Consider the following 22,015-nt stretch of genomic DNA (forward strand, 5'->3'; position numbering starts at 1 on the left):
TTAGTGATCTGTCACAGCTGAGTGCAGATTAGGCTGGGCAGATTATTAAAAAGGTCACTAAAGAGCAGAAAGTGAAAAAAGGATCCCTCGTGCGATCGCTCCGTGCTGCACTCACTGGAGATGTTCACGGTCCCGATCTCATTGAATCTTGGGTGATTTTCCATCAGCACGGTAGGGACAAAATCCGCCTACAGCAGGCATTGATTAACACTTCTACTACTTAGGTGATTTACTGATTGTAGGATGTGCATACCCTTCGGGATGCTCCTAAAGCATCCTGAGTTCGGTGTTTTTAACCACTATGGGAATACGTTAGGACATGAGTAGAACTCACCACAGAGTCACAGAGAACACAGAGAGTAATCGAGATGAGCAACAAGCGCTGTTAGAAATTGCTGAGTCTTATCTCCGGGAGTTTGTTGCACCAGTAGCGTCAGAAATTGATGATAATCCAGAAGTATTAAGAGCGGCACTTCAGGGAATGGGTGCTCGCTCTTTATTGGCACTGCAGATTCCTAAGGTTTGGGGAGGTACTGGAGTTAGTGAGCTAACCTTTCGCCACTTCCAGCAGCTCATTCCCCGTTACTCTGGTGCGTTGGCATTTCTGCACACCCAACACCAAAGTGCAGGAGAATTCCTCACCAACACTGACAATGAATCTTTAAAGTGGCAATATCTGCCTTATATGAGCCAAGGACAGGTGTTGCTTGGCATTGGCTTTTCCCATCTGCGACGCCAAGGCAAGTCAATGGTTAAAGCTATTCCTGTAGCAGGTGGGTATCAGATAGAAGGAAAAGTACCTTGGGTAACGGGTTTTGGTTTCTTTCAAGATTTTATTTTGGGTGCAACACTTCCCGATGGTCGGGCAGTTTATGGTATGTTGCCGTTTATTGAAACCATGCAAGAGACTGGGGGAGCAATTACTTTTAGTAAGCCAATGGAATTAGGGGCAATGTCCTCAACCAATACCGTTACGGCAGAGCTTACTCATTGGTTCTTACCTGAAGAGCGTGTTGTCTTCATTAAACCCACTGGTGCAATTCATGAGAACGATCGAAAGAATGTTCTGAATCACGGGTTTGACTGCTTGGGCAATACTAGAGCAGGTCTCGATATCATAGAGGCTGTTTACCAGACTAAACAACTTCCCTTCATCAAGCAAGCATTTGATGCCTTCAACGAAGAACTCAAACGTTGTCAATCAGCAATGATGGCGGCACTAACACCTGATTCTCAGTCTTGCGAAGAACGGCTACAACTCCGCGCTTGGGCAATTAATTTAGCGCAACGTTGTACTGCAGCAGCAGTTACTGTTTCTAGTGGTGCCGCTAATTACCGACATCATGGCGCACAGCGAGTATATCGTGAGGCATTGGTGTTCACAGTCTTAGGTCAAACAAGGGCTGTTATGGAAGCAACTCTTGCTCAGTTGGTGAATTAGGTATTAGGTGTTAGGACACGAGGAGAACTCACTACAAAGCCACAAAGAACACAAAGAAAATCTATACGTCCTAATCTTTCCTAATCTGCCATCTTAGAGGTTGTCTGAGAAGTCTCATTTGCTACATCCAAGCCCCCTAAATCCCCCAATTTTGGGGGACTTTTAGAAGCAAATTGACTCTTATTCCCCCCAAAGTTGGGGGGCTAGGGGGGCAAAATTCAGTATAAAAAAACTTTTCAGATATCCTCTTAGTGCTATAGCGTTTCTCATAGCTATGAGGTACACTAATAAATAGATTAGATAGTTAGTGATACAAATTTCGGATGAAACCTTACTCTCTTGACTTTCGGCAAAAAATTCTAGAAATCCATAAAAAATAAAATTTATCAATCCGAAACTTAGCTCAACGTTTTGGTGTAGCCAAAAGCTTTATTCAAAAATTACTAAAACAACATCGAGAAACCGGAGATATTAAACCCCTCTCTTGGTGCGCATTCCCTAGGTCGGGTTTCCCGACCGGGGTCGCACAGCAACGTCAAGGGGTAAGTCCGCCACGCAAACTTAGGGTCGAGCAATTAATAGATTTGGGAGAAATAATTGAAACAAATAATGATGCTACGTTAGTTGAACTTTGTGATTTACTAGAAATAAAGATCCAAATTCGCGTAAGTCGAGCCACGATGGCAAGACTAATCAAACAACTCGATTATACTTAAAAAAAAACATTATATGCAGCGGAAAAAGAGTCAGAAATAGTCCAAATAAAACGACTAAAGTTTTGGTCAGATATCCGAGATATCCCGGCATAATATTTGATTTTAATAGATGAATCGGGAGTAAATTTAGCAGCGATGCAGCGCGGTCTTGGGGAGGCAGTGCGGTCTTGGGGAGGCAGCGCGGTCTTGGGGGTTCCCCCCATGAGCGACTGCCGTGGTCTCCCCCACTCGCGGTCTGCCGTGGTTTCCCCCATGAGCGACTGCATCTTGACAATGGTTAGGATGTATGCTAGAGCCTTAAAAGGGAAAAGAGCCAGAGGTAAAAAACCACTGAAAAGAGCCTGAGGCAAAAATATCTCCGTAATAGGTGCTTTATCTTTATAAAAAGTCGTGGCATCTAGTAATATATCTGGAGGAGTTAATCGAGTAACTTTTGAAGCAGTTATTGCTAAAAATTTAGTTACTAAGTTATTTCTGTAAAAATGCCTGTGTAATAATGGATAATGCTAAAATCCATGAAGGAGAAATGGTTAGAGAATTAATTGAACAAGCGGGAGCAAAACTGATTTATTTACCCCCCTATTCTCCCGAGTTTTCACCAAGCGATGCAGCGCGGTCTTGGGGGTTTCCCCGGAGACGAAACCTTAGAGAGTGGAGCCTTTAATGTCAGCAGGTTATGCAGAAAAGAGGTGCGACCCGTGGCGAATTTAATTCGCCTACGGAAAGCGCACCTTTGGTTAAATATTTTTTAATAAGGCGACCCTCTCGAAACGGTAACTTCGGCGTAGCCGACGCTTGGCCGTAGGCCACGCCAAAGGCGAACGCGAACAAACCACTCGCTATTGCATCAAGACATCGAAAATTTTTGGTCAAAAGTCAAAGCAATCTTGAAAAAGATTAAAGCCAGAACTTACAAAGATTTAATAGAGGGGATTGCCGATGCCATCTTAAAAGTCACTAAGGAAGATATTCGGAATTGGTTTACTCACTGCTGTTACTGTACCTCATGACTATGAGAATTGCTATAGCGCAATTTTCTCATAACCAAACTCTAGAAACTCGCTCTGGCATGGTGTATAACCCAATGTTTGATAGGCTTGAATATAGGCAGATAATGTTTCTTCTTTCGGTACGCATTCAACCCAATAAAACTGATATTCTGGCGTAGGTTGCCACCATCTTTCGCGATCGCCAGCCACCCAAGCAAAACAGTTATATTCTTGGGATTTTGGACTGGTAACAGTATATTGAGTCCGCGCTAAATTAGGAAAACGTAACTCTAAGTGTATAGCTTCTCCCATGAAAAACTCAAGCAATATAACCCTTTTGTCTTCCCCAATTTAACCATGCTTGAGCCATTAGTTTGATTTTTCCCCGTTGTTCTGGCAGAACTGGGTTTTCTTAGGTAATCTGACCTAAAGCAGGCAACCAATAGAGCGGGTTTTGCTGCAAATCTTCCAATAAAAAAGGAATTACCCCTTCTCCCATCTTGATGATTTCTTGATAAGCGGGATGTTTTGACATTTCGACAGTCGAGGATAACGCCTCTACTTCTTGACGACCTTGGGAAGCAAGAGCGGTAAATTTTTGGCGTATTTCTTCGGGATTTTCTTCAGTCGGTTTTCTAGAGGCTGCATCTAAGGTTGGTTTTTTCATAGTTGCTTTGTGAGTTGCTTTGTGAATTGGCAATACTGACTAGGAAGTCATTACTCCAAAGTGCGTTCGCGTAGCGTGGCCCAAAGGCCAAGGCCAAGGTCAATCGCCCATCTTGTAGGGTGCGTTAACAAAGTGTAACGCACCGAAAACTCACCCGTCCACCCGACAATATCGTAGGAAATCATCTGGGGCTCTTGGAATTGCGATCGCCTACGGCACTAGCGGAGCTGATCCCATCAAGTAAGGGAATTACTAATATAGTGAAGAAAAATACAGCAATTTATAGCCTAATGAGGTACACAGGATTTTTTCCCTCTTGCCTCTTGCCCGCCCCCCTTACTAAGGGGGGTTAGGGGGGATTCCTCTTGCCTCTTCTCTGTTCCCTGTTCCCAGATCCGCTGTTCCCTAAAACCCAGGACTGAAGTACCTCACTCAATTAAAAACCACTATACAAGGTGTGAGCTATGACAGATAATAAACTGGTATTTGAACGCATTACCTGTCTTGATGCAAAGCGCGAGTGGGGGAAACCACGGCAGTCGCTCATGGGGGGAACCCCCAAGACCGCGCTGCCTCCCCTGTTCCCTTGCTGCATCGCTTTGATCCCCAAATAATGGGAGGACGTGCTTGTATTCGAGGCATGAGGATTACAGTATCTCTAGTACTGAGTTTGGTAGCCGACGGTATGGATGTCAACGAAATTATTGAAGCTTATCCCTATCTAGAAGCAGAAGATATTAAAGCTAGTCTTCTGTATGCAGCATTTTTAGTTAGTGAGCAAGTTCGGCTCTTCAGTAGAAGTGCAGCATGAAGTTTTTAGCAGATATGGGTGTCTCTCCTTTAACTGTTCAATTAGTGCGTCAACAGGGACCAGTCCAAACTTGTCGTTTTCAACAACGGTCGGTGATGGATTTCTTTGACCTTTGGTCACGCTACGCGAACGAGCAAGCTCTCATGGCTCAATCGGGTCATTTAACGGAACCTCCTTCCCTCATCCCTTCTTTCGAGACCTGAATCCTTACTAATTTACTGTTCAAAATCATTAATTTTTTTCATGTATTTTTTTGATAATTCTTCAGATAATAGAAGTCTTTGTTCTTTTTTAATGCGGAAATATTCATTATAATTTTCCTGACTTTCTTTCTGTTCAAGTAAATAATCATAAGGACCTTTGCCAGACAAAAGTTTAACTAATATAGGTGAGATTTCAATAGTGACGAATAAGGCAGTTATTAGCCAATTAATATTACGAATATTCGGATCGTCTTTAGATAGTTCTTCTAAAGCAACAAGACGGGCTAAGAAGCCATCTGATTCTTTGTCAATTTGTTCTTTCAGTTGTTCTAAGTTACTGTCTGGTGACTGCAAAATCAGGTTACGTTCTTGCCTAAGGTTCTCTATTTTTTCCTCTTTATCCTTAACTTTATTATCTAATTCAATAAATTTTTGTTTTATTTCATCTGCATAATTTCGTTTGTCTTGATAAACAATTCCTTTTCCAAATTGGCCTGTTCCCTGTGTACCTTCTGCTTCTGCATTAGCCACATTTTCGGCGTCCTTCCATTCATTTTTATACTTGTCCTTTTCTTGATTTAATCCTTTAATTTCTTGCTCCAATTCTTTTATTGGTTCGTTAATTTTTTCTTCTCTTATCTCATTTTTATCTTGTTCTATTTTCTGGTTAATTTCTTTTTCAAAAAGCCTCAATTCAAGGGGTTTAGCAACCACAAAGCTCAATAATAAGGCTATTACTAATCGAAGAATTGTTGCTGCAATAAATGGCAAGTTTGAATTTGAATCCGATTTTCTTCTCTTAGAGCTTAAAATTAAAAAACGATCTAAGTTAAAAACTATAAAACTCCAAAAAGTTCCTCCTACACAAGAAGCTGCTACAGAACCGAATACTGTAAAAAGAGCATAACCACCGGAAAAAATAGCCGTTGTTGATGTTAGCAAAACCGTGGTACCAATTGCTGTATATTTATATCGTTCTGTCAAACATTCTTTTTGTGCCAAAATATCATGATCTGCACCAGCAGACCATAGCAAGAATTTTTCTAGTGAATTTAAATTATCTTTAATTGTTGGAGCCTGTATTAGGTGTTGAAGTTCAGCTGGTAAGCCAATTTCGTTGATAAAAGTACCAACCGCTTCAACACCATAAGCATTAAGAGCACTTTTGATATGTTCTGTAGCTCGTTCCTGGATTTGATCCCGTTGTTGTAAGAAGTCTAAGACATTATATTCTTGAGCGGAATTACGGAAGTAATTATCAACCATCGGTTCTAATACCCTATTCACAAGGTTTTTAATGGAGCTATATTTAACCGCACCATTAGACAAGCAGCTAAGAACTCCTCCTTGTTCCTCAACTTGCTTATAACTATTAGCATTTGGTGAACCCACACGAGATATCATTTTAGGGGAATTTTTGGGATAAATATTAATAACCTGTGTGACTTCAAGATTCAAAATAAAGCCATCTTTTGAGCGAAGCTTTAAGGTTTCCAAATTAGAATCGTAGTTGGTTGCTGGTTTATTTTTATCTGTCCTCCAGTCCAAAGTTATTTCATGGACAGGAACTATTACTATACTTTTCACTCTTGTATTGATAGGATGTGTTCCAGCTTCTATTGGTATGTTCTGAATCCCTTTATACCCGATATTAAACTGAGAACCATAAGTAGTTTGCTCTTGATTTGCTTGGCTATTCTTACCAACATTTGAGATTAAAACTCCAACTGTTCCAGTTTTAATATTAGTTAAAGGAACTTGTTCAACTTCCACAAACCAAGGATTTAAACTCCAAAAACCTTCTTCGATAAATTCTTCTTGTAAACCTCGATAGCCACCTTTATCAATAAACTCCTGTGGCTCCTGAAACTTATTATGTCCCTCAATAACTGCTCCCGCAATGTCCCCTCCTGGTAAGGGCTTACCATCAAAAGTGGTAACAATACCAATTTTACCTGATTCAACTCTGTAAACTTTTAATTGTTCTGGATTCAGTCCATATTGCTTGGCATTGTCAGTAGTAACTACTGTAAATAGTTCAGTGTTTATTCTATAGTAACCTTCAGTAAGAATTGCTCGCTGTTTACCTTGTTGACCACCGTTGTTGAGAAAGGCTTCAGCATTCTGAAAATTCTCGCAATCTACAGCTTTAGCTAGTATTTGTCCTGGTGGTAGTTCAGCACCATCTTGAGCAATAACTAGCCCTATCTCCCCTGAGCGAATATTAATTAGTGGGACATTGTGAACTTTAAACAACTCTGTATTAATGTAGTGAATTCCAGGAGGAATAATTGCTAATTGGTTCCCTTGTTGACCGCCGTTTTTGATAAATGCTTCAGCGTCCTGAAAAGTGCCACATTCAACAACTTTACCAAAGTTCTGACCAAGTGGAAGTGGCTCACCATCCCTTGCTTCCACTAACCCTACTTCATTAACTCCAATTTTGATAAGTTCAACTCTCTTAATTTTGAAAAGTTCTGTATTAATTGCGTATTTGCCAGTAGTAAGAATCTTTAACTGTTGTCCCCTAGATCCCCCATTATCAATAAATGCTTGAGCATCCTCAAAATTGTTGCATTCAACAGCATCACCAAAGGTTTTTCCCCCAATCGGAAGTGGCTTGCCATCTTTCGCTTCTACTAAGCCAATTTCATAGTCATTAATATGAGTAATTGGCCTTATTTCAACAGAAAAAAGTTGAGGATTAATCCGATAAATACCATTTCTTAAAATACCTAACTGCCTACCCCGTTGACCACCATTGTTGATAAAAGCACGACCATCTTGAAAGTCATCACATTCTTCGACAACTTTACCAAACATTTTACCTGTGGGAAGAGAAGCACCATCGTTGGCTGTTACTAATCCAATTTCATCTTTATCAATCTGTATAGCCTTTTGTTTGAAAACTTTATAGGTCAACCTAGAGCGGAAATGTCGTCCAGGACCAAGAGTATCAACCTGCCAACCCATTTCTCCATTAAGAGCAATTTGACGATTAGATGGTAAAGGACTACCAAACTTTTTATAGACAATTCCAACCTCATCTTGAGAGATTACATAAACGCCAGGTACCCGATCAATTGCCATAACAACAAATTTAGTTAATTAGTTAACTAATGAATTGAAAAAAAAATACTCTTTCGCTACCTTAATCGTTATTATTGTAACGTGAGTTGGACGAACTGCACAAAGGTGAAAGAAAGGCGCTCGACTAGATTTGAAGCAATTGAGTCTGAGCCAGGTATGACCAATATTCTATCGCGTTTGGATATCACCCGTATGTTCTGTGAAGTAGACGACTTTTGTCAGTTGTTTGAGTGTTACTGGCAGCAACAGTCCCAATTACCTTCCATTGCAGGGGAACGATCCTGTCGTTCTCGAATGAGTCGAGGGTGAGATGATGACCATCGTGATCGCTTTTCATGGTTCTGGGTTCTCTACATTCAAAAAGTAGTATATAAGATTATGGAATTCTGTTGGGAAGCGATTGACCTTGGCCTTTAAGCCACGCTACGCGAATGGTCACGCTACGGGATGCTCGGTACGAGCCGCTACGGGATGCTCGGTACGAGCCGCTACGCGATCGCATTCTGGGGCACTTTGCGATTGACCTTTGGTCAATTAAGTATTTCCTATCTCATAAAGTGACTTAAAACCATTACAATCCCTATCCCATATTCCCTTTTTTTTCAAACAAGCTTCCATTCCATTACCGTACGATTTCTTTCAATTACCCCTCAAAAAAAAATTTCTAAAAACCCTTGACACTTAAGGATATAATCGTTATGATTATATCCTTAACTTCAAAACCAATTTTGAACTATGCCTGACAACTTTCGCCCGAATCCAGAAAACAATCCTGAGGAGATCACTCCTAGTAATACTCCTCAGGAACCTTCTCCAAAAAAATACCCCGTTCAGCACATTCTGAAGGGCTCCCGCCGGGCAATAAGCAACACCATGTATACCCTTTCTGCACTGCGTTATGCCCAAATTTCCGACTGGAGCCCCCTTCAGCCGACTGGAATTCCTGGCGAATTCATCACGACTATGACGAAGTACATAATTCTAGATTAGACTAACTTAGTAGGGGGGGTTCCCCCCCTAGCCCAAGAATCAAATCTGTTCGCCTAGGGTGACCTTTGGCCAATCGGATCGGATTATTTCTGGGTTGGTGTACAAAGTTCAGGCATAGTAAAATTTCCTAGCCGTGGAAGGTATTTCTGCGGCTATTTTTTTTTGGAGTTGTTCGCCTTTGGCGTTCCCGTAGGGTAGGTTAGAAGGTTGGGATGTTGAAGGTTGGGATGTTGAAGGTTGGGATGTTGAAGGTTGGGATGTTGAAGGTTAGAAGGTTGAAGGTTGAAGGTTAGAAGGTTGAAGGTTGGGATGTTGAAGGTTAGAAGGTTGAAGGTTGAAGGTTAGAAGGTTGAAGGTTGAAGGTTGGGATGTTGAAGGTTATTAACTTGTTCGCCTTTGGCCTTTTTGAAGGGTAGGTGATTAGGTTGAAGGTTGTTCGCGTAGCGTGGCCATTCCCGTAGCGTGGCCATTCCCGTAGCGTGGCCCAAAGGCCAAGGCCAAGGTTATTAGGCATTGCATATTGTTGTGGAATGGGCATCTTGGTGGAACCGGCATCTTGCCGGTTTCATTTCTGACGGCTGAATGCTTACGCGATTCCTAAATATGATCAGACTAATATATTCCTTCTCTACCGAATTTAAAACTGCTATAATAACAAAAATAGGAAATCAATAAAATGGAAAAACTGACGGTTACTGCTGCCCAAAAAGAGTTAATTAACCTAGTTGAATCAGTTACAGAAGAAAACAAAGTTTATGAAATAGAGATTTCTAATGGCTCTGCTGTTTTAATTTCTCGAAAAAACTATGAAAGCTTACAAGAAACCTTAGAATTACTTTCAATACCTGGAATGAGGGAAAGCCTACAAAGATCCCTTGAACAAATAAACAGTAATGAAACCTACTCCCTAGATGAAGTCTTGGGAGATATTGATTGATGGTTTATGAAGTTCGTTTTACTAAAGAGGCTAAAAAGGATGTTGCCAAACTTACGCCAAAATTAAAGCAAAAACTTAAAACAATGATTCAGGACACGATCAGTATAAATCCTTATGCTGGGAAAAAGCTGGTGGGCAATCTTGCTGGTTTCTTTTCTATGCGTTTAAGTTATAAAGATAGAATTATTTACACAATTGACAATGAGCAGAAGCTGATCTATATTCACCGCGCCAAAACTCATTATGGAGAATAAAATAATGGTATTGCATAGTGCGTTCGCGTAGCGTGACCTTTCGGGCAAAGCCCGACGCTGTGCGAACGGTAAATCCCGTAGCGTGGCCAAACGCGCCCCGCGTGGCCCAAAGGCCAAAGCCAATCGCCCATCTTGTAGGGTGCGTTAACAAAGTGGATGCTGTTGGGCGATAAGTCATGACTATAGTATTTTTATAGTATTTATCAAATAGGTGAGGCGTGAAAGTCCTGGGTTTTAGGGAGTAGGGAGCAGGGAGCAGGGAGTAGGGAGATGGGGAGATGGGGAAATAGGGAGATAGGAAACATTTTTATAGCGTTTATCATACTGACGAGGTACAGTAAATTTTCGTCTTACCCCGACTCCCGATTCCCGATTCCCGATTCCCGATTCCCGATTCCCGATTCCCGACTCCCGATTCCCGATTCCCGATTCCCGATTCCCGACTCCCGATTCCCTATTCCCTATTCCCTATTCCCGATTCCCGATTCCCTTTTGTAACTGATTAACCGGACTTGATCTGACTCGCCTACCTCTACCGATCTTTTTTTGAAAACCTGGGAACTTTCAGGTCACCTGTGCGTCTGGGGATGGTGTTTGAGAGGCTATCAACTCTGATAACTAAGGAGTTGAGCTATCTGGAAGAGTTATCTAAATCAGGAGAGTTGTGTTCTATGTCTAGTGCGTCTACTTGGAATTCCACAAGCACTGCCATGTTGCTGTTGGGAATAGTAACTGGTGTGACTGCGCCGATGGTAATTGCGGTTCCAAACCAAACTAGCTTTATTGATATTCAAGGTCATTGGGCAAAACCGTTCATTGAAGGGTTGGCAGCAGAAAACCTGGTAAATGGATATGCCAATGGCACCTTTAAACCTGATCAAGCTGTTACTTACGCTCAGTTCTCTGCGATGGTGAGCCAAGCTTTCAGCGAAAATAATTTAGCCTTGCCCAAAACATTTGATCGTGAAGTGGCTGAGTATTGGGTAAGTCGTAACCTAACTGAGCAGGATAAATCTAATAGCCAACTACGTCCATCTTCGCCACTATCTCGGGGACAAGTATTGGTGTCATTAACCAATGGTTTGGGTTTATACTCTAGCACTTCAGTCAAGAACACTCTCTCTTCCTATGAAGACCTATCCCGAATCCCTGACTATGCCAAAGATAGCGTTGCGGCTGCTACCGAAAAGGCTATGGTGGTTAACTACCCGAATGTAACCTATCTCGATTTTGGTCAACCTGCTACCCGTGCTGAAGTGGCAGCCTTTATTCATCAAGCTTTAGTGAATGAAGAGGTATTAGCTCCCCTGTCTAGTCAACATCCAGCCTCTCAATATATTGCTCAGCTGACGGGAGAGACTAAACCTGTGGGTGACGACAGCCTGATGGAATCAACTGAGACAACTGAAAAAACTGATTCCACTGAGTCCACTGAGTCAATGACTAGTAAGGATGACTCCTTTGAAACTAAGGAATATCAAGTTTCCAAAGGCACAATGATTAATGTAGCCTACACAGTATCAGACAAGGTGGCTGTGGAGCGTGGTGAAACTATTGATATGACGCTGTTAGTAGCTGAGGACATCAAAAATGATCAAGGAATAGTCTTAATTCCAAAAGACAGCGAGATTGAGGGTCAATTAGTACCTCGGTATAGTGGTTCTGAGTTTCTTGGTACTCAGTTTGTAGCTCAAAAACTTAAAATTGGTGAATTATCCTATAACACCATCAATGCTACCTCGAAACTGGTTACTGATGCTAAGCCTGATGATACGGAGACACAAACATTAGAAGGTGCTGCGGTTAATATTTTGACTGGTGTCTTAACTGGTGGTGATTCTAATCAACAACCGGAGCAGCAAAATCCTATAATCATTGATCCGGAAAATGATTTACCACTAACACTGGGTTCTGATTTATATCTCCAAGTAGCTACTAAAACGCCAGAAATGCCAGAAATGCCAGAAGCCCCAGAAGCTATGGACACTGAAGAAATCCCAGAAGCTATGGACACTGAAGAAATGCCAGCAACACCAGAAGCTCCAGCAGTTCTAGAAGCACCAAAACTTGAGCTTCCGCAAGTGCCACAGTTGAAGGTTCCAACTCGCTAACTAACCTACAAAAGTTCCTAGTTAGTGCCTAGTCAAGGATTGAGAAGAGACATGCGATGGGCGTTCGCGAAGCGTGGCCAAAGGCCTCAGCCCCGCTTTCAGCGAACGCATGTCTCTTCACTTGTATCGAGGCAAATGCTTAACAGTCGGACAGACTACCGATACTGAGGGGAAGCATCTCTCCGTTGATCGTAAGTCCTAATAACATGGGCTCTTGGGGTTCTATATACTTGCCAGTTAGTACACAACGCTCTTTGCGCTCAGCGATCGCTTGAATGCTGGCTCTGATATCAGACTTACAAAATTGAGGTCGATAATCACCAGACTTGTGCTGGACATAGTTCCAGAGAATATCTCGAATCAGAGCTTGATAGCCCTGAGTGCCAGAAAGTTCTTTGAGTTTATCTTTCAACTGTCGCTCCAGACGGATGCTGGTAACTTCCATATCAGTGGTTGAGTTTTGACGGGTGAGTGTAGGCATTAATTTTTTCCTCCAAATATCTGGACATTCCCGTAATACAAGTGTAGTATTTAAAAAGCGGCTTGAAAATCGTTTTTCACAAATTTCGCCTTCAAACATTTCATCTTCTATGAGTCATCATTTAACCTCCTCCACCAATTGCTCAGATATCAACTGCTTCGGCGGTTCTGGATTCGGGGCAATATGGGTGGAGCTTTTGTTTAGGGGCAAATATGACTCGATCGCACAGAGAACAGTCGAGTATAGAAGGCATGATTCACAACCAGTCAATTGTCGGCCAGAGATCAATCTGAAACTAAATAGACACAGCGGGAGGTATAGGCGAACGCTAGCACTACTGACATAGCAATCAGCCTACCCTAAAAAATCTTAAACGCCCCCGCTCCTGACAAACAGAAGCGGGGGTTTGGTTTATGAGGAGTCAATCCGTGACAAGCACAACTGAGGTGTTAAAGCAATCGGTAGTGGTTTTTTCCAAAAACTACTTACCTATTAATCGAGTCAATATCAAACGAGCGATTGCTCTGTTGGTTACCGGCAAAGCTGAACCAATCGATTTCTTTGGTGGTAAGGGCTACAAAGTCCGTTCCCCTAGTGTAGTGATCTTGGTACCAAGCCATATCCGCTTGATACTTACCGAAACCGAACCAACTTGGCGAGTTCCTCCAGTAAATCGGCGGGAGGTCTTAAGACGGGACAAGCATCGGTGCCAATACTGTGGCAGCACCAAAAAGCTAACCCTTGACCATGTCATTCCTCGGTCAAAAGGCGGAAAACACAGTTGGGACAACGTCGTTACGGCATGTGAGAGTTGTAATAGCCTTAAAGGCAACCGCACTCCCCACCAAGCGGGAATGAAATTACCCAGGCAGCCCAAAGCACCCATGCATCCAGCTGTTGCTTTTGCGGAACAGTTTTGGCGTCAACAGCAAATCAATCGGTTAGAGGAGGAGGTTACAGGTAATGCTGAAACTGATTTATACCGAAAATAGCTTTTATCTAGAGCGTTTGGCTCAATCCCTAGAAGAATGGGTAACCACACGAACCCTTGTCTCGCTCCGTGCGGGTGCAAGTTTCTATATCGAACCCAGCACTGCCTCATTTTTGCTACCAGCTAACTTGCCCCACCTCAGGCAATTAGAGGTGTTTGTGCGGCAAGACAAAACAGATGCGATCGCATTATCGATTTGTGATGCGGAATATGTTGAAGTAAGCCTACAAGGCACCTGGCTAACGTCAGATCCAGAGGATGAAGAGGGAATTTTTGTAACAGCAATGAACTATGCTGTTGAGTTTTTTCTCTATCAGCTGTGGCAAGAGGCTAACCATCGGGCTTCTGTTCCGAAGGATTGATCAAGAGGCGCACTTAGGTGTGCCTTTTTTTTACAGTTCTCTTAAACGTTCTCAATGTCGATAGGCACCGATTTCTGGTTGAAACGGTACCACTTCCTGGTGTACCTCTACCCCCAACTGCTCTAACATGGCCTGCAAAACCGGGTCAGGAGATAATCTTAAATAGCTAGCCGTTACTTCTAAAGGCACATGGCGATTACCCAAATGATAAGCAGCTCGCAGCAAATTCACCGGTTTTTGGGAGGTGACAGTGAGTACCGGTTCTGGTTTAGCAGCAATTCGGATCATCACCTTTGTATCTTCCGCTTCCAGTAAATCCCCATCCTGCAAGACACTGCCCCTAGGCAAACGCAAATACAAATTTTCACCATCCGCTGTTTCAAAGCGGTGGCGCGTTCGGGTACGTTCTTCCGCTGTCAAGGAGAGGGTAAAACCGACTTTAGTATTCTGATTAGCTGTGAGGCGTTTGGTAAAGGTGAGCATTGGAAATTGACCATTGCTGAATTCAGACTAAAATACCAATTAAAGTAGGGTGGGCAAAGTAATCTGATCGTGAATACTCAAAAGAACCAAACTGTTTTTGCCCACCCTACAAGCTTGCGTGTAAAAAAAATACCAATTAAAGTAAGGTGAGCAAAGGTAAGCTATCAGCTATCAGCTATCAGCTATCAGCTTTTTAATAAGAAATAAAACAGGTAAGCATTGGTTTAATCTCAGTGAAGTCACAGGCTGGAAGCCTGTGCCACAAAGCTGTTCGCGCAGCGTGAGCCTTTAGCTCACGGCTGACCGCTGACCGCTGACCGCTTTTGCCCACCCTACAAGCTTGACATATTATCAATTTTGTTGTAAGCGAACTAGTTCATTGTGGATTCGCCGTTGTAACTTCTGATCGGATTGAGCGCTAACCGTAATTGAATTAAATCGAGATATGGTCAAGTCATGACTTTCAGCAATGGTTTTCGAGCGGTTACAGTAGTTTACAGCCAGATCTCGGATATTTCGACGTAGAGCTGCTATGGTTTTTACTTGGGTGCAGTTAATTTCAGGAACTATCTTGTCCTTGTCTTTGGTTAATTCCTGAATATCCTCGTAGACACCTTGACGATTTTGATCGATCGCCAGAACAGCTTTGGCGTAATTCTTCAATTCCTGACTCTTCACTTCAGATGAGGCTACTGTGGGGATAGCTGCCGTGGGGTCAGGGTCTGGACTGGAAGAACATCCAACCAAAACCACTATCATTCCGGCAAGCCATCCCAAGGGATAGATAAATTTGCTCATTAGTTTTTTGGGAGATCAGCGACCTGCACTGGCTAGCCTGTTCGCGCAGCGTCGGCTTTGCCGAAAGCTGGATTAGTCTATTTTTTACTATTGCTAGTGGCTAGCTATTATGGTTCTTTTTCTGATAACTATACCATTATCGGTGTAAACTTGATTGATAATTCCCAGGTGTACAACTCGTCTTACTGCTTGCCCAAGAGGAACGTTGAGAGCCTTACGCTTTAACCAAAAACATTTAATTATGGTTGAAGTTATGGTTGAAGTTATGCTTCAAGGGAATAAGTTGCTGATTCTTAGAGCTATATCTAGCTAAAAGCTAGCGTCAAATTTTGCTTGTTGAATACGCACTAATTCACTTTGAATCTGTTCCCGTAAAGTTTGATTATCTTGCATCTCAATAGTAATTTCGTTGAAGCGTTTATTTCCTCCTTCGGGAAAATACTTAGAGACAATTACCTCTGACTGTTGGCAGTAATCTTTAGCAATCTCTTGGGCGGTCGAGGGGAGCTTATTGATGCTCTCGGAGTCATCGCACAAAATTTCTGGTGGCTCTCCTAGGATTGTAGTGATTTTTTCATAGGCAGATGCGCGAATAGGCTCTATTTGTAATAGAACTTCAGCATATTGAGTGACGTCATTAGGACTAATGTCAGAGGTGACATCTTGAGCATAGGCTGAAGTGCTAATAACAAGGGTATAAGAGTCTTCAGAAAGCTCAGGGATAAATCCAGATAGCAAACTAATAGCAGTAAGTCCTCCGACAAGTAGAGATTGGGAGAAAAGTTGGGTCAAGCTAAGTTTTAGAGAGTTAGCAGTGAGCATGATGATCAATTAAAAGCAAAATAAACAATAACCAAAACCACTAAGGGCTAGTTTAATGTGAATTAATTTATGGGGGATAAGTTCCTCATAAGGCAAGAGCTTCTGGGAATTGGGAAGTGCAGACAGGATAAATATCAAGCATGAGTATAAAAAAAATTTAACCTTCAACCTTAAAGCTAGCCTGGGTGAAGCCACTGACTGGTCTAAACTCTTGAACTGTTAAAGATTTCACAAAGTTGTATCACCTTAGTTTGTAATGTTGAAAGGGGGTCTGCTCCCGTTTTGAGGTTGAGGTCTAACTCCAGCAACACCCGCAGAGTGGAGATGAGTTGCTTGGGGGAAAGGAACTCCACGTCTTGTTTGAGGAAGTAAACTCGTTTGGGGTTATTGATATTGGCGGTGTTAGCGATCGCATTTGGATCGGTTTCGCCCTCACTCACCAGCAACTTCACCCACAACCAGGTACGAAACTGAGTAATTAAGGTAGCGACAATCTTTAAAGGAGGTTCATTCTGGTTGATCAAGGCAGCCAACAACTCCAAGGCTTTTGCCCCATCCCCTGCCCGAATCGCCTCTGCCAGTTGCAAGGTATTTTGAGTATTAGCCACTACCAGGGTGGCAACGGTACTTTCTTGTAACGGTTGGCTGTCATACAGCGCGTAGAGTCGTAATTTTTCCAGTTCGTTGAATAACTGTCGGGTGTCATTGCTAACGGATTCGGCTAAGAGTTCAGCTGCACTATTGGTTAGTTTGACTCCAAATTCAACGGAGTACGACTTGACCCGATGCACTAGCTGCTGGGTCTTCCAGGGGGGAATCAGAGCAAACTCCCGAATCTCGGCGTACTGTTGCAGTAACTTCGTGGACTTGAGTCGTGGATCTGGTCGATGGGGGGTAGTTAGTAACAAAACGGAGTGTTTAGGAATGACTGGTATAGTACGCTCTAATTCTGCCAGTAAATTGTCCGAACATTGCTGGCAAACGGTTGTATCGACTAACCACACTAGACGTCCACCCATGCCAAACGGAGGAGTCATGACTTGATTCAAGGCTTGAATTACGGCATCTGGTTGGTCTGGGGAAATTTTGTCATAGTTAAAACTAGCCCAGTTGGGGTCAACTAGGGATTGACGGAGCTTGTCCAGGGCTTGGGCCATGGCAAAGTCATCCTTTCCCCAATAGAGGTAAATTCCCATATCAGAACACGTAAGGGGGCAAAATTGGACGATACATATCAAACTTATCTAAATCGGGTCACACGGCTTACCCTAACCGCAACCTATCAATCGCAGTTACTCAATATCCAAGAGTCACCCAAGTTTAAACGTCTCCCTAATGGCAGCAGAGAGCCTGCCCCTTTTCCTGGTTACACTGTAATCACACCACCTTGGGAGGAAGAGACTAATAACTCAACATTCTATGATAACATGCAGCAGCTCCAAAAAGAGCTTCTCCAGCAACTAGACCCGGGTTTAATGGTACCGATACCCCCGGATAGTTTTCATTTAACCTTGGCTGACTTGATTTGGGAAAATGCCTACCGAGATGCCACGGCTGAAAATCCACAGTTTGAAACTCAACTGCTTAAGTCGATACAGGCAAGTTTTGACAAGTCTGTCAGTATCAGCCAGGAAACCTCTTTAGCAAATGGTGGTAATCCTATTAGCTGGCAGCTATTGGGCTTAATGGTGATGCCCAGGGCGATTGGTGTATGTCTAGCACCCCAGGATGAACAGGCATACAATCGCATTTCCCAGCTTCGTCGGTGTATTTATCAAAATTCTGATTTAATGGCTCTAGGTATTGAACAGCAATACCATTTTACGGCTCACATCACTCTAGGATATTTCGGAGATATCCCCCAGGAGTTGGATAGCGATCGCATTAGCAATATCCTATTCGAGTTAAGTGGCCAAGCCTTAGAAGTAGAAGGGAGTGTACTATCGATTCGGCAGGCTCAATTAAGGAAGTTTGACGATATGATGCGCTTCTTGCGGGAACCAGAATGGCCAGTTTTGGAGTTTTGAGTGCTTTCGCGTGCTTAGTGTTTGAGTTGGAGCAGAGTATGGGGTGGGGATTTAGATGAAAGCATTGTCGATGCATCCGATTATGGAGCAAAGTTTTGCCATTATTGACCAACAGATTGGGGAGCATCAGTTTAATCCAGCTGAGTATGGGATTGTGCGGAGGGTAATCCATAGTACGGCGGATTTTGAATTTACCCAACTGCTTCGGTTTAGTGAAAATGCGATCGCATCTGGTATCTCTGCACTGAGCCAGGGAACACCAATTGTTACAGATGTAGGAATGGTCAAACAGGGGATAGCTAGTATGGTGGCAAAAACCTTTGGTAATCCCCTGATCGTAGCAGTAGACCAGGCACCAGTCGCTCTGCCGGGAAAGACGCGCACGGAAACTGGTTTACTCCGATGTTTCGAGCAATTTCCAGGGGCTATTTTTGTGATTGGTAATGCCCCTACGGCATTGTTGGCTTTATGTGAGCAGTTGTCCCACTCTCAGGTCAAACCAGCTTTGGTCATTGGCGCAACCGTTGGGTTTGTTTCAGTGCTGGAGTCGAAAGCTGCTTTGGCCAAGATATCCATCCCTCAGATTCGAGTTGAAGGAGCTAAAGGAGGGTCTCCAGTGGCTGCAGCTATTTTGAATGGATTGATGGTATTAGCTTGGGAGAGTGAGTAATAATATCATGTTCGGTTGAACAGTTATAAATACTCAATAATAGGGAACAGGGAACAGCGGATCTGGGAACAGGGGATGAGGAGGGAGATAACCTACCAGAAGGAAGCTATGTTTTTTTATAACTGTTTATCTCAACATGATATGAAACATCCCAAAAGCCCACAAGACCCGAAGGTAACTAAAAAAGAGATGAGTAAATTTCGATTAACTCCCTTTTGTGTATTCTTTCTGTCCTTGGTGTCTTGCCAGTTGCTATAATACACTCCCAGCTTAATTCCTATTATTCTGAAAACAGATTAAAGATCAGATATAGCAATCCTAAATGAATTGTGATAATTTTTGTTCCCTACTCCCTGTTCCCTGTTCCCTACTCCCTGTTCCCTGTTCCCTGTTCCCTGTTCCCTTTGCAATAGCAGCAAAACCATGACCTCGATCAACGTAGTGGGCATTGGTTTAGACGGAGCAGCTAGCTTAACTGATCAAGTCAAGCAGCTCGTAGAACGAGCGACGCTATTGGTTGGAAGTCAGCGCCATTTAGGTTATTTTCCCAACCACCAAGGGTCACAAGTGGTATTGGGGAATTTTACTGACGCTATTGAATTAATTCGTAAGCAGCTCGATGGTGCGGATCACGATACCCTAATCGTAGTGTTGGTCAGTGGTGATCCATTGTTTTTTGGCTTAGGACGATTGCTCCTAAGCCAACTTCCCCCCTCAAGCCTCAGGTTTCATCCCCATGTCAGTGCGATTCAGCTGGCCTTCAGTCGGATTAAGGTTGCTTGGCAAGATGCTAAGGTAATCAGTGCTCATGGCCGTTCTATGGAACAACTAATCCCAGCCTTGAAGCAGGGAGTTGACAAGATTGCGGTGTTGACGGATGGCACCAATACACCTGAAGCGATCGCTAAATTATTGCTAGCGCTAGATTTACCCAGTTGCTACCAGTTCTGGGTATGTGAAAATTTGGGAGGTATGGATGAACGGGTGCAATGTCTTGGTGTAGAAGCAGTATTGAACCAGACCTTTGCGCCCCTGAATGTGGTGGTATTACTACGTCACCCTGATTCCGTTGACCAATCCCTGGATCCAGAGTCGTTACCGATACTAGGATTACCAGATCAGACATTTACTAGTTTTAGCGATCGCCCTGGTTTAATGACCAAGCGAGAAATCAGGCTGCTGTTACTAGGAGAGTTAGCCCTCAAACCAGGGCAAACAGTTTGGGATATTGGTGCAGGCACAGGTTCAGTTTCCATTGAAATTGCTCGTTTATCGAACACCTCTCAGGTGTATGCTATTGAAAAAACAGCAATGGGGAGTACTTTGATTGAGCAAAATTGTCAACGTTTGGGCGTTACTAATGTTACCTCAATTCATGGTTCAGCACCGGATGTTTTGAAGAATTTACCAACACCAAATCGGGTTTTTATTGGCGGTAGTGGGGGTAATTTGCACTCAATTTTGGATTACTGTGATACTCGCTTAGACCTCGATTGTATTTTAGTGTTAGCATTAGCAACTGTAGAGCATATTAATACAGCCTATAGTTGGTTTGAATCTAAACGTTTCCCTCCTTCCGAGCGCGGGATTAGAGCAAATTCCTTCCCCCCCTTATTAAGGAGGGGGGATTCTTTCCCCCCCTTATTAAGGGGGGTTAGGGGGGATCCTTGGAATTATCAATGGTTACAGGTGCAGTTATCGAAGTCGGTACCTGTGGGCAAGCTCACTCGGTTTAATCCTCTCAATCCGATCACTATTGTGACGGCTTGGAAGTGCTGATTTTGAGAGTCTTGAGTTCATAAGTGCTGAGTTCGTAAGTGCTGAATTTTGATACCCGATCTGCCAATCTCCCCATCTCTCCAGAAGTTGCGGTGTCATTAACTGATATTATTACTACTGGAAGACTATCGAACAATAGTCAAAAAAACAGTCAAAAAAACGTCCGGAGTATTGGCAAGTGTTAACACCAGGACACATCGAAGCAAATTCTATGGCTCATCTCCAATGTGCTGTATGTGGTAAAGAATATCCGCTAGAACTGCGTTATCGTTGCCAATCTTGCGATGGAGGTGTGTTGAATGTTGTGTACAGAGGTAATCAAAAGGTAGAATCTGGTTCCGGACTGCAGCGTTTTAAAGATTTTGTTCCGATTAAACCCCTGCCAGAATTTTATTGTCCAGAAACTCCTCTAATTCGATTCGACAATGCTCAATATGTTGACCATGATGGCATTTACTGTAAAGTAGAAGGGGCTTTAGCAACCGGAAACACCAAATATAGACAGAGTTGTATGGCAACACCAGGGTTGTTATGGGGTGGAGTTAAAGAATTTGTAGTCTCCTCTACAGGCAACTCTTCTTCTAGCTTTATGTATTGGGCCAAAGAGCTTGAAGGTCAAATTAGGGTTCATGTCTTTGTTCCCTCAACCCATAGACATCGCTTAAAATTTCAGAGTCCCTATGCCACCATCCATGAAACAGATGTAGATTTTGTGGAAACTGGCAAGTTGGCCAAAGACTATGCTCAAGATCATAATCTATTTTGGGAAGGAGGCTTTTTCAACTTCTTTCGTCGGGAAGGTCTCAAAACAGGGTATATGGAAGGAGCAACCCAAATGGACTTCCAAGTTGATGTAGTCTTTCAACCCATTAGTAGCGGGATGGGGTTTTATGGGGGATATTTTGGCTTCAAGCAGCTTTTAGCCAATGGGTATATTAAGAAAATGCCTCGTTTTGTTGGTGTGCAGCAAGATACTTGTGCTCCTGTGTATACGGCATTTCATGCTAATAGAGAACAAATTGCTGATGAGGATATTATCCGCAACCCCACTGGAAAGGCTGAGGCTATTCTTAGAGGCAATCCTACCGCAACCTACTCTTATTTGCGGGATCTAATTCTAGACACTCAAGGAACGGTTGTTGCCCCAACCCAAGCAGAACTTCTGAAAAGCTATGAGGTTTTACAGCAAGCTGGTATTTCTGCTTGTCACACTGGAGCATTGTCTTTGGCAGCCTGTAAAAAGTTGATTCTTGACGGGTGGATTTCCCCTGAAGAAAAATGCTTGCTGATGGTGACTGGAGGACGGATGTACTAGGCACGTAAGCATTTTCCCTTTGCTGTTATTCACTTTTGAAAATATTGCGTAGGGTGTGTTAGGGGCGGCTCGCCGTCA

Annotated in this window: 28 protein-coding genes and 3 pseudogenes; 20 read left to right on the forward strand and 11 right to left on the reverse strand. The window is 43.0% G+C overall.

Annotated features, from left to right (window positions below):
- Positions 1-44: 44 nt before the first annotated feature.
- The 3 genes and pseudogenes from F6K57_RS09900 to F6K57_RS09910 all read left to right on the forward strand — a co-directional run.
- The gene (locus tag F6K57_RS09900; RefSeq protein WP_269087119.1) at positions 45-224 is read left to right on the forward strand and encodes a hypothetical protein; all 180 of its coding nucleotides are present in this window, start codon (positions 45-47) and stop codon (positions 222-224) included.
- 95 nt (positions 225-319) lie between these two features.
- The gene (locus F6K57_RS09905; RefSeq protein ID WP_075898734.1) at positions 320-1,441 is read left to right on the forward strand and encodes an acyl-CoA dehydrogenase family protein; all 1,122 of its coding nucleotides are present in this window, start codon (positions 320-322) and stop codon (positions 1,439-1,441) included.
- A 323-nt stretch (positions 1,442-1,764) separates the two neighbouring features.
- Positions 1,765-2,247: pseudogene (locus F6K57_RS09910) on the forward strand (hypothetical protein); the annotation flags it as partial.
- Here the strand turns inward: F6K57_RS09910 and F6K57_RS09915 are convergent.
- The gene (locus F6K57_RS09915) at positions 2,154-2,507 is read right to left on the reverse strand and encodes a hypothetical protein (protein WP_293023446.1); all 354 of its coding nucleotides are present in this window, start codon (positions 2,505-2,507) and stop codon (positions 2,154-2,156) included. The pseudogene F6K57_RS09910 and the gene F6K57_RS09915 sit on opposite strands and share 94 nt — an antisense overlap.
- Here F6K57_RS09915 and F6K57_RS09920 point away from each other — a divergent pair.
- Positions 2,425-2,764, forward strand: a pseudogene (locus F6K57_RS09920) (transposase); the annotation flags it as partial. The gene F6K57_RS09915 and the pseudogene F6K57_RS09920 overlap by 83 nt on opposite strands.
- A 247-nt stretch (positions 2,765-3,011) precedes the next feature.
- A pseudogene (locus F6K57_RS09925) lies at positions 3,012-3,167 on the forward strand (IS630 family transposase); the annotation flags it as partial.
- A 12-nt stretch (positions 3,168-3,179) separates the two neighbouring features.
- Here the strand turns inward: F6K57_RS09925 and F6K57_RS09930 are convergent.
- The 3 genes from F6K57_RS09930 to F6K57_RS09940 form a co-directional block, all read right to left on the reverse strand.
- The gene (locus tag F6K57_RS09930) at positions 3,180-3,458 is read right to left on the reverse strand and encodes a hypothetical protein (protein ID WP_075899039.1); all 279 of its coding nucleotides are present in this window, start codon (positions 3,456-3,458) and stop codon (positions 3,180-3,182) included.
- A 100-nt stretch (positions 3,459-3,558) separates the two neighbouring features.
- A complete protein-coding gene (locus tag F6K57_RS09935) occupies positions 3,559-3,813 on the reverse strand; it encodes a hypothetical protein (protein WP_143727581.1) in 255 nt (84 codons plus the stop codon).
- Between the two features lie 50 nt (positions 3,814-3,863).
- Complete coding sequence (locus F6K57_RS09940) at positions 3,864-3,998, reverse strand: hypothetical protein (protein WP_269086991.1); 135 nt, start codon at positions 3,996-3,998, stop codon at positions 3,864-3,866.
- A gap of 428 nt (positions 3,999-4,426) precedes the next feature.
- On the opposite strand from F6K57_RS09940, the gene F6K57_RS09945 reads away from it, so the two are divergent.
- Both F6K57_RS09945 and F6K57_RS09950 read left to right on the forward strand, forming a co-directional pair.
- Entirely contained in the window at positions 4,427-4,624 is a 198-nt protein-coding gene (locus F6K57_RS09945; protein WP_293023443.1) for a DUF433 domain-containing protein, read from the forward strand.
- Entirely contained in the window at positions 4,621-4,827 is a 207-nt protein-coding gene (locus F6K57_RS09950) for a hypothetical protein (RefSeq protein ID WP_075899041.1), read from the forward strand. The genes F6K57_RS09945 and F6K57_RS09950 overlap by 4 nt, the downstream gene beginning before the upstream one ends.
- A 12-nt stretch (positions 4,828-4,839) precedes the next feature.
- Here F6K57_RS09950 and F6K57_RS09955 read toward each other — a convergent pair whose 3' ends face one another.
- Positions 4,840-7,917, reverse strand: coding sequence for a DUF4407 domain-containing protein (locus F6K57_RS09955; RefSeq protein ID WP_293023424.1), 3,078 nt, complete (start codon positions 7,915-7,917; stop codon positions 4,840-4,842).
- A gap of 105 nt (positions 7,918-8,022) precedes the next feature.
- Here F6K57_RS09955 and F6K57_RS09960 point away from each other — a divergent pair, with 105 nt between their 5' ends.
- The 3 genes from F6K57_RS09960 to F6K57_RS09970 all read left to right on the forward strand — a co-directional run bounded on the left by F6K57_RS09960 (position 8,023) and on the right by F6K57_RS09970 (position 8,907).
- Positions 8,023-8,226 carry a hypothetical protein gene (locus F6K57_RS09960; protein WP_293023421.1) on the forward strand — a complete coding sequence of 68 codons (204 nt, stop codon included), beginning with the start codon at positions 8,023-8,025 and terminating at the stop codon, positions 8,224-8,226.
- A 91-nt stretch (positions 8,227-8,317) separates the two neighbouring features.
- Positions 8,318-8,440 carry a hypothetical protein gene (locus F6K57_RS09965; RefSeq protein ID WP_293023419.1) on the forward strand — a complete coding sequence of 41 codons (123 nt, stop codon included), beginning with the start codon at positions 8,318-8,320 and terminating at the stop codon, positions 8,438-8,440.
- A 212-nt stretch (positions 8,441-8,652) separates the two neighbouring features.
- The gene (locus tag F6K57_RS09970; RefSeq protein ID WP_293023417.1) at positions 8,653-8,907 is read left to right on the forward strand and encodes a hypothetical protein; all 255 of its coding nucleotides are present in this window, start codon (positions 8,653-8,655) and stop codon (positions 8,905-8,907) included.
- Between the two features lie 319 nt (positions 8,908-9,226).
- Here the strand turns inward: F6K57_RS09970 and F6K57_RS09975 are convergent, their stop codons facing one another.
- Positions 9,227-9,445, reverse strand: a complete 219-nt coding sequence (locus F6K57_RS09975; protein WP_293067031.1) for a hypothetical protein — start codon at positions 9,443-9,445, stop codon at positions 9,227-9,229.
- A gap of 138 nt (positions 9,446-9,583) precedes the next feature.
- Between F6K57_RS09975 and F6K57_RS09980 the strand changes: the two genes are divergently transcribed.
- From F6K57_RS09980 to F6K57_RS09995, 4 genes are all read left to right on the forward strand, one after another.
- Entirely contained in the window at positions 9,584-9,844 is a 261-nt protein-coding gene (locus F6K57_RS09980) for a type II toxin-antitoxin system prevent-host-death family antitoxin (RefSeq protein WP_293023410.1), read from the forward strand.
- Positions 9,844-10,098, forward strand: coding sequence for a type II toxin-antitoxin system RelE/ParE family toxin (locus tag F6K57_RS09985; RefSeq protein ID WP_287253693.1), 255 nt, complete (start codon positions 9,844-9,846; stop codon positions 10,096-10,098). The genes F6K57_RS09980 and F6K57_RS09985 overlap by 1 nt, the downstream gene beginning before the upstream one ends.
- 270 nt (positions 10,099-10,368) lie before the next feature.
- Positions 10,369-10,596: a hypothetical protein gene (locus F6K57_RS09990; protein WP_293023406.1), complete on the forward strand. Its 228-nt coding sequence runs from the start codon at positions 10,369-10,371 to the stop codon at positions 10,594-10,596.
- A 173-nt stretch (positions 10,597-10,769) separates the two neighbouring features.
- Positions 10,770-12,209: an S-layer homology domain-containing protein gene (locus F6K57_RS09995; RefSeq protein ID WP_293023403.1), complete on the forward strand. Its 1,440-nt coding sequence runs from the start codon at positions 10,770-10,772 to the stop codon at positions 12,207-12,209.
- Between the two features lie 139 nt (positions 12,210-12,348).
- On the opposite strand, the gene F6K57_RS10000 is transcribed toward F6K57_RS09995, so the two are convergent.
- Positions 12,349-12,690, reverse strand: a complete 342-nt coding sequence (locus F6K57_RS10000) for a hypothetical protein (RefSeq protein ID WP_293023401.1) — start codon at positions 12,688-12,690, stop codon at positions 12,349-12,351.
- Positions 12,691-13,118: 428 nt separating this feature from the next.
- On the opposite strand from F6K57_RS10000, the gene F6K57_RS10005 reads away from it, so the two are divergent.
- Positions 13,119-13,682 (forward strand): HNH endonuclease, encoded by a 564-nt coding sequence (locus F6K57_RS10005; RefSeq protein WP_198954014.1) that lies wholly within the window; start codon positions 13,119-13,121, stop codon positions 13,680-13,682.
- Positions 13,654-14,043, forward strand: a complete 390-nt coding sequence (locus tag F6K57_RS10010; protein ID WP_293023398.1) for an alr0857 family protein — start codon at positions 13,654-13,656, stop codon at positions 14,041-14,043. Before F6K57_RS10005 ends, F6K57_RS10010 begins: the two co-directional genes overlap by 29 nt.
- 51 nt (positions 14,044-14,094) lie before the next feature.
- Here the strand turns inward: F6K57_RS10010 and ureE are convergent, their stop codons facing one another.
- From ureE to holA, 4 genes are all read right to left on the reverse strand, one after another.
- Complete coding sequence (gene ureE / locus F6K57_RS10015) at positions 14,095-14,526, reverse strand: urease accessory protein UreE (protein WP_293023396.1); 432 nt, start codon at positions 14,524-14,526, stop codon at positions 14,095-14,097.
- Positions 14,527-14,877: 351 nt separating this feature from the next.
- Entirely contained in the window at positions 14,878-15,324 is a 447-nt protein-coding gene (locus F6K57_RS10020) for a DUF4168 domain-containing protein (protein ID WP_293023394.1), read from the reverse strand.
- 309 nt (positions 15,325-15,633) lie between these two features.
- Positions 15,634-16,146: a DUF4168 domain-containing protein gene (locus F6K57_RS10025; RefSeq protein ID WP_293023392.1), complete on the reverse strand. Its 513-nt coding sequence runs from the start codon at positions 16,144-16,146 to the stop codon at positions 15,634-15,636.
- 203 nt (positions 16,147-16,349) lie between these two features.
- Complete coding sequence (holA, locus tag F6K57_RS10030) at positions 16,350-17,342, reverse strand: DNA polymerase III subunit delta (RefSeq protein ID WP_293023390.1); 993 nt, start codon at positions 17,340-17,342, stop codon at positions 16,350-16,352.
- Between the two features lie 24 nt (positions 17,343-17,366).
- On the opposite strand from holA, the gene F6K57_RS10035 reads away from it, so the two are divergent.
- From F6K57_RS10035 to F6K57_RS10050, 4 genes are all read left to right on the forward strand, one after another.
- Entirely contained in the window at positions 17,367-18,173 is an 807-nt protein-coding gene (locus F6K57_RS10035) for a DUF1868 domain-containing protein (RefSeq protein WP_293023387.1), read from the forward strand.
- 55 nt (positions 18,174-18,228) lie between these two features.
- Positions 18,229-18,843, forward strand: a complete 615-nt coding sequence (locus tag F6K57_RS10040; protein ID WP_293023385.1) for a cobalt-precorrin-8X methylmutase — start codon at positions 18,229-18,231, stop codon at positions 18,841-18,843.
- Between the two features lie 423 nt (positions 18,844-19,266).
- Positions 19,267-20,622, forward strand: a complete 1,356-nt coding sequence (gene cbiE, locus F6K57_RS10045; RefSeq protein ID WP_293023383.1) for a precorrin-6y C5,15-methyltransferase (decarboxylating) subunit CbiE — start codon at positions 19,267-19,269, stop codon at positions 20,620-20,622.
- A 178-nt stretch (positions 20,623-20,800) separates the two neighbouring features.
- A complete protein-coding gene (locus F6K57_RS10050; protein WP_293023380.1) occupies positions 20,801-21,937 on the forward strand; it encodes a pyridoxal-phosphate dependent enzyme in 1,137 nt (378 codons plus the stop codon).
- Positions 21,938-22,015 lie beyond the last annotated feature (78 nt).

It is taken from the genome of Moorena sp. SIO4A5, from assembly GCF_010672005.1.
Lineage (GTDB): Bacteria > Cyanobacteriota > Cyanobacteriia > Cyanobacteriales > Coleofasciculaceae > Moorena.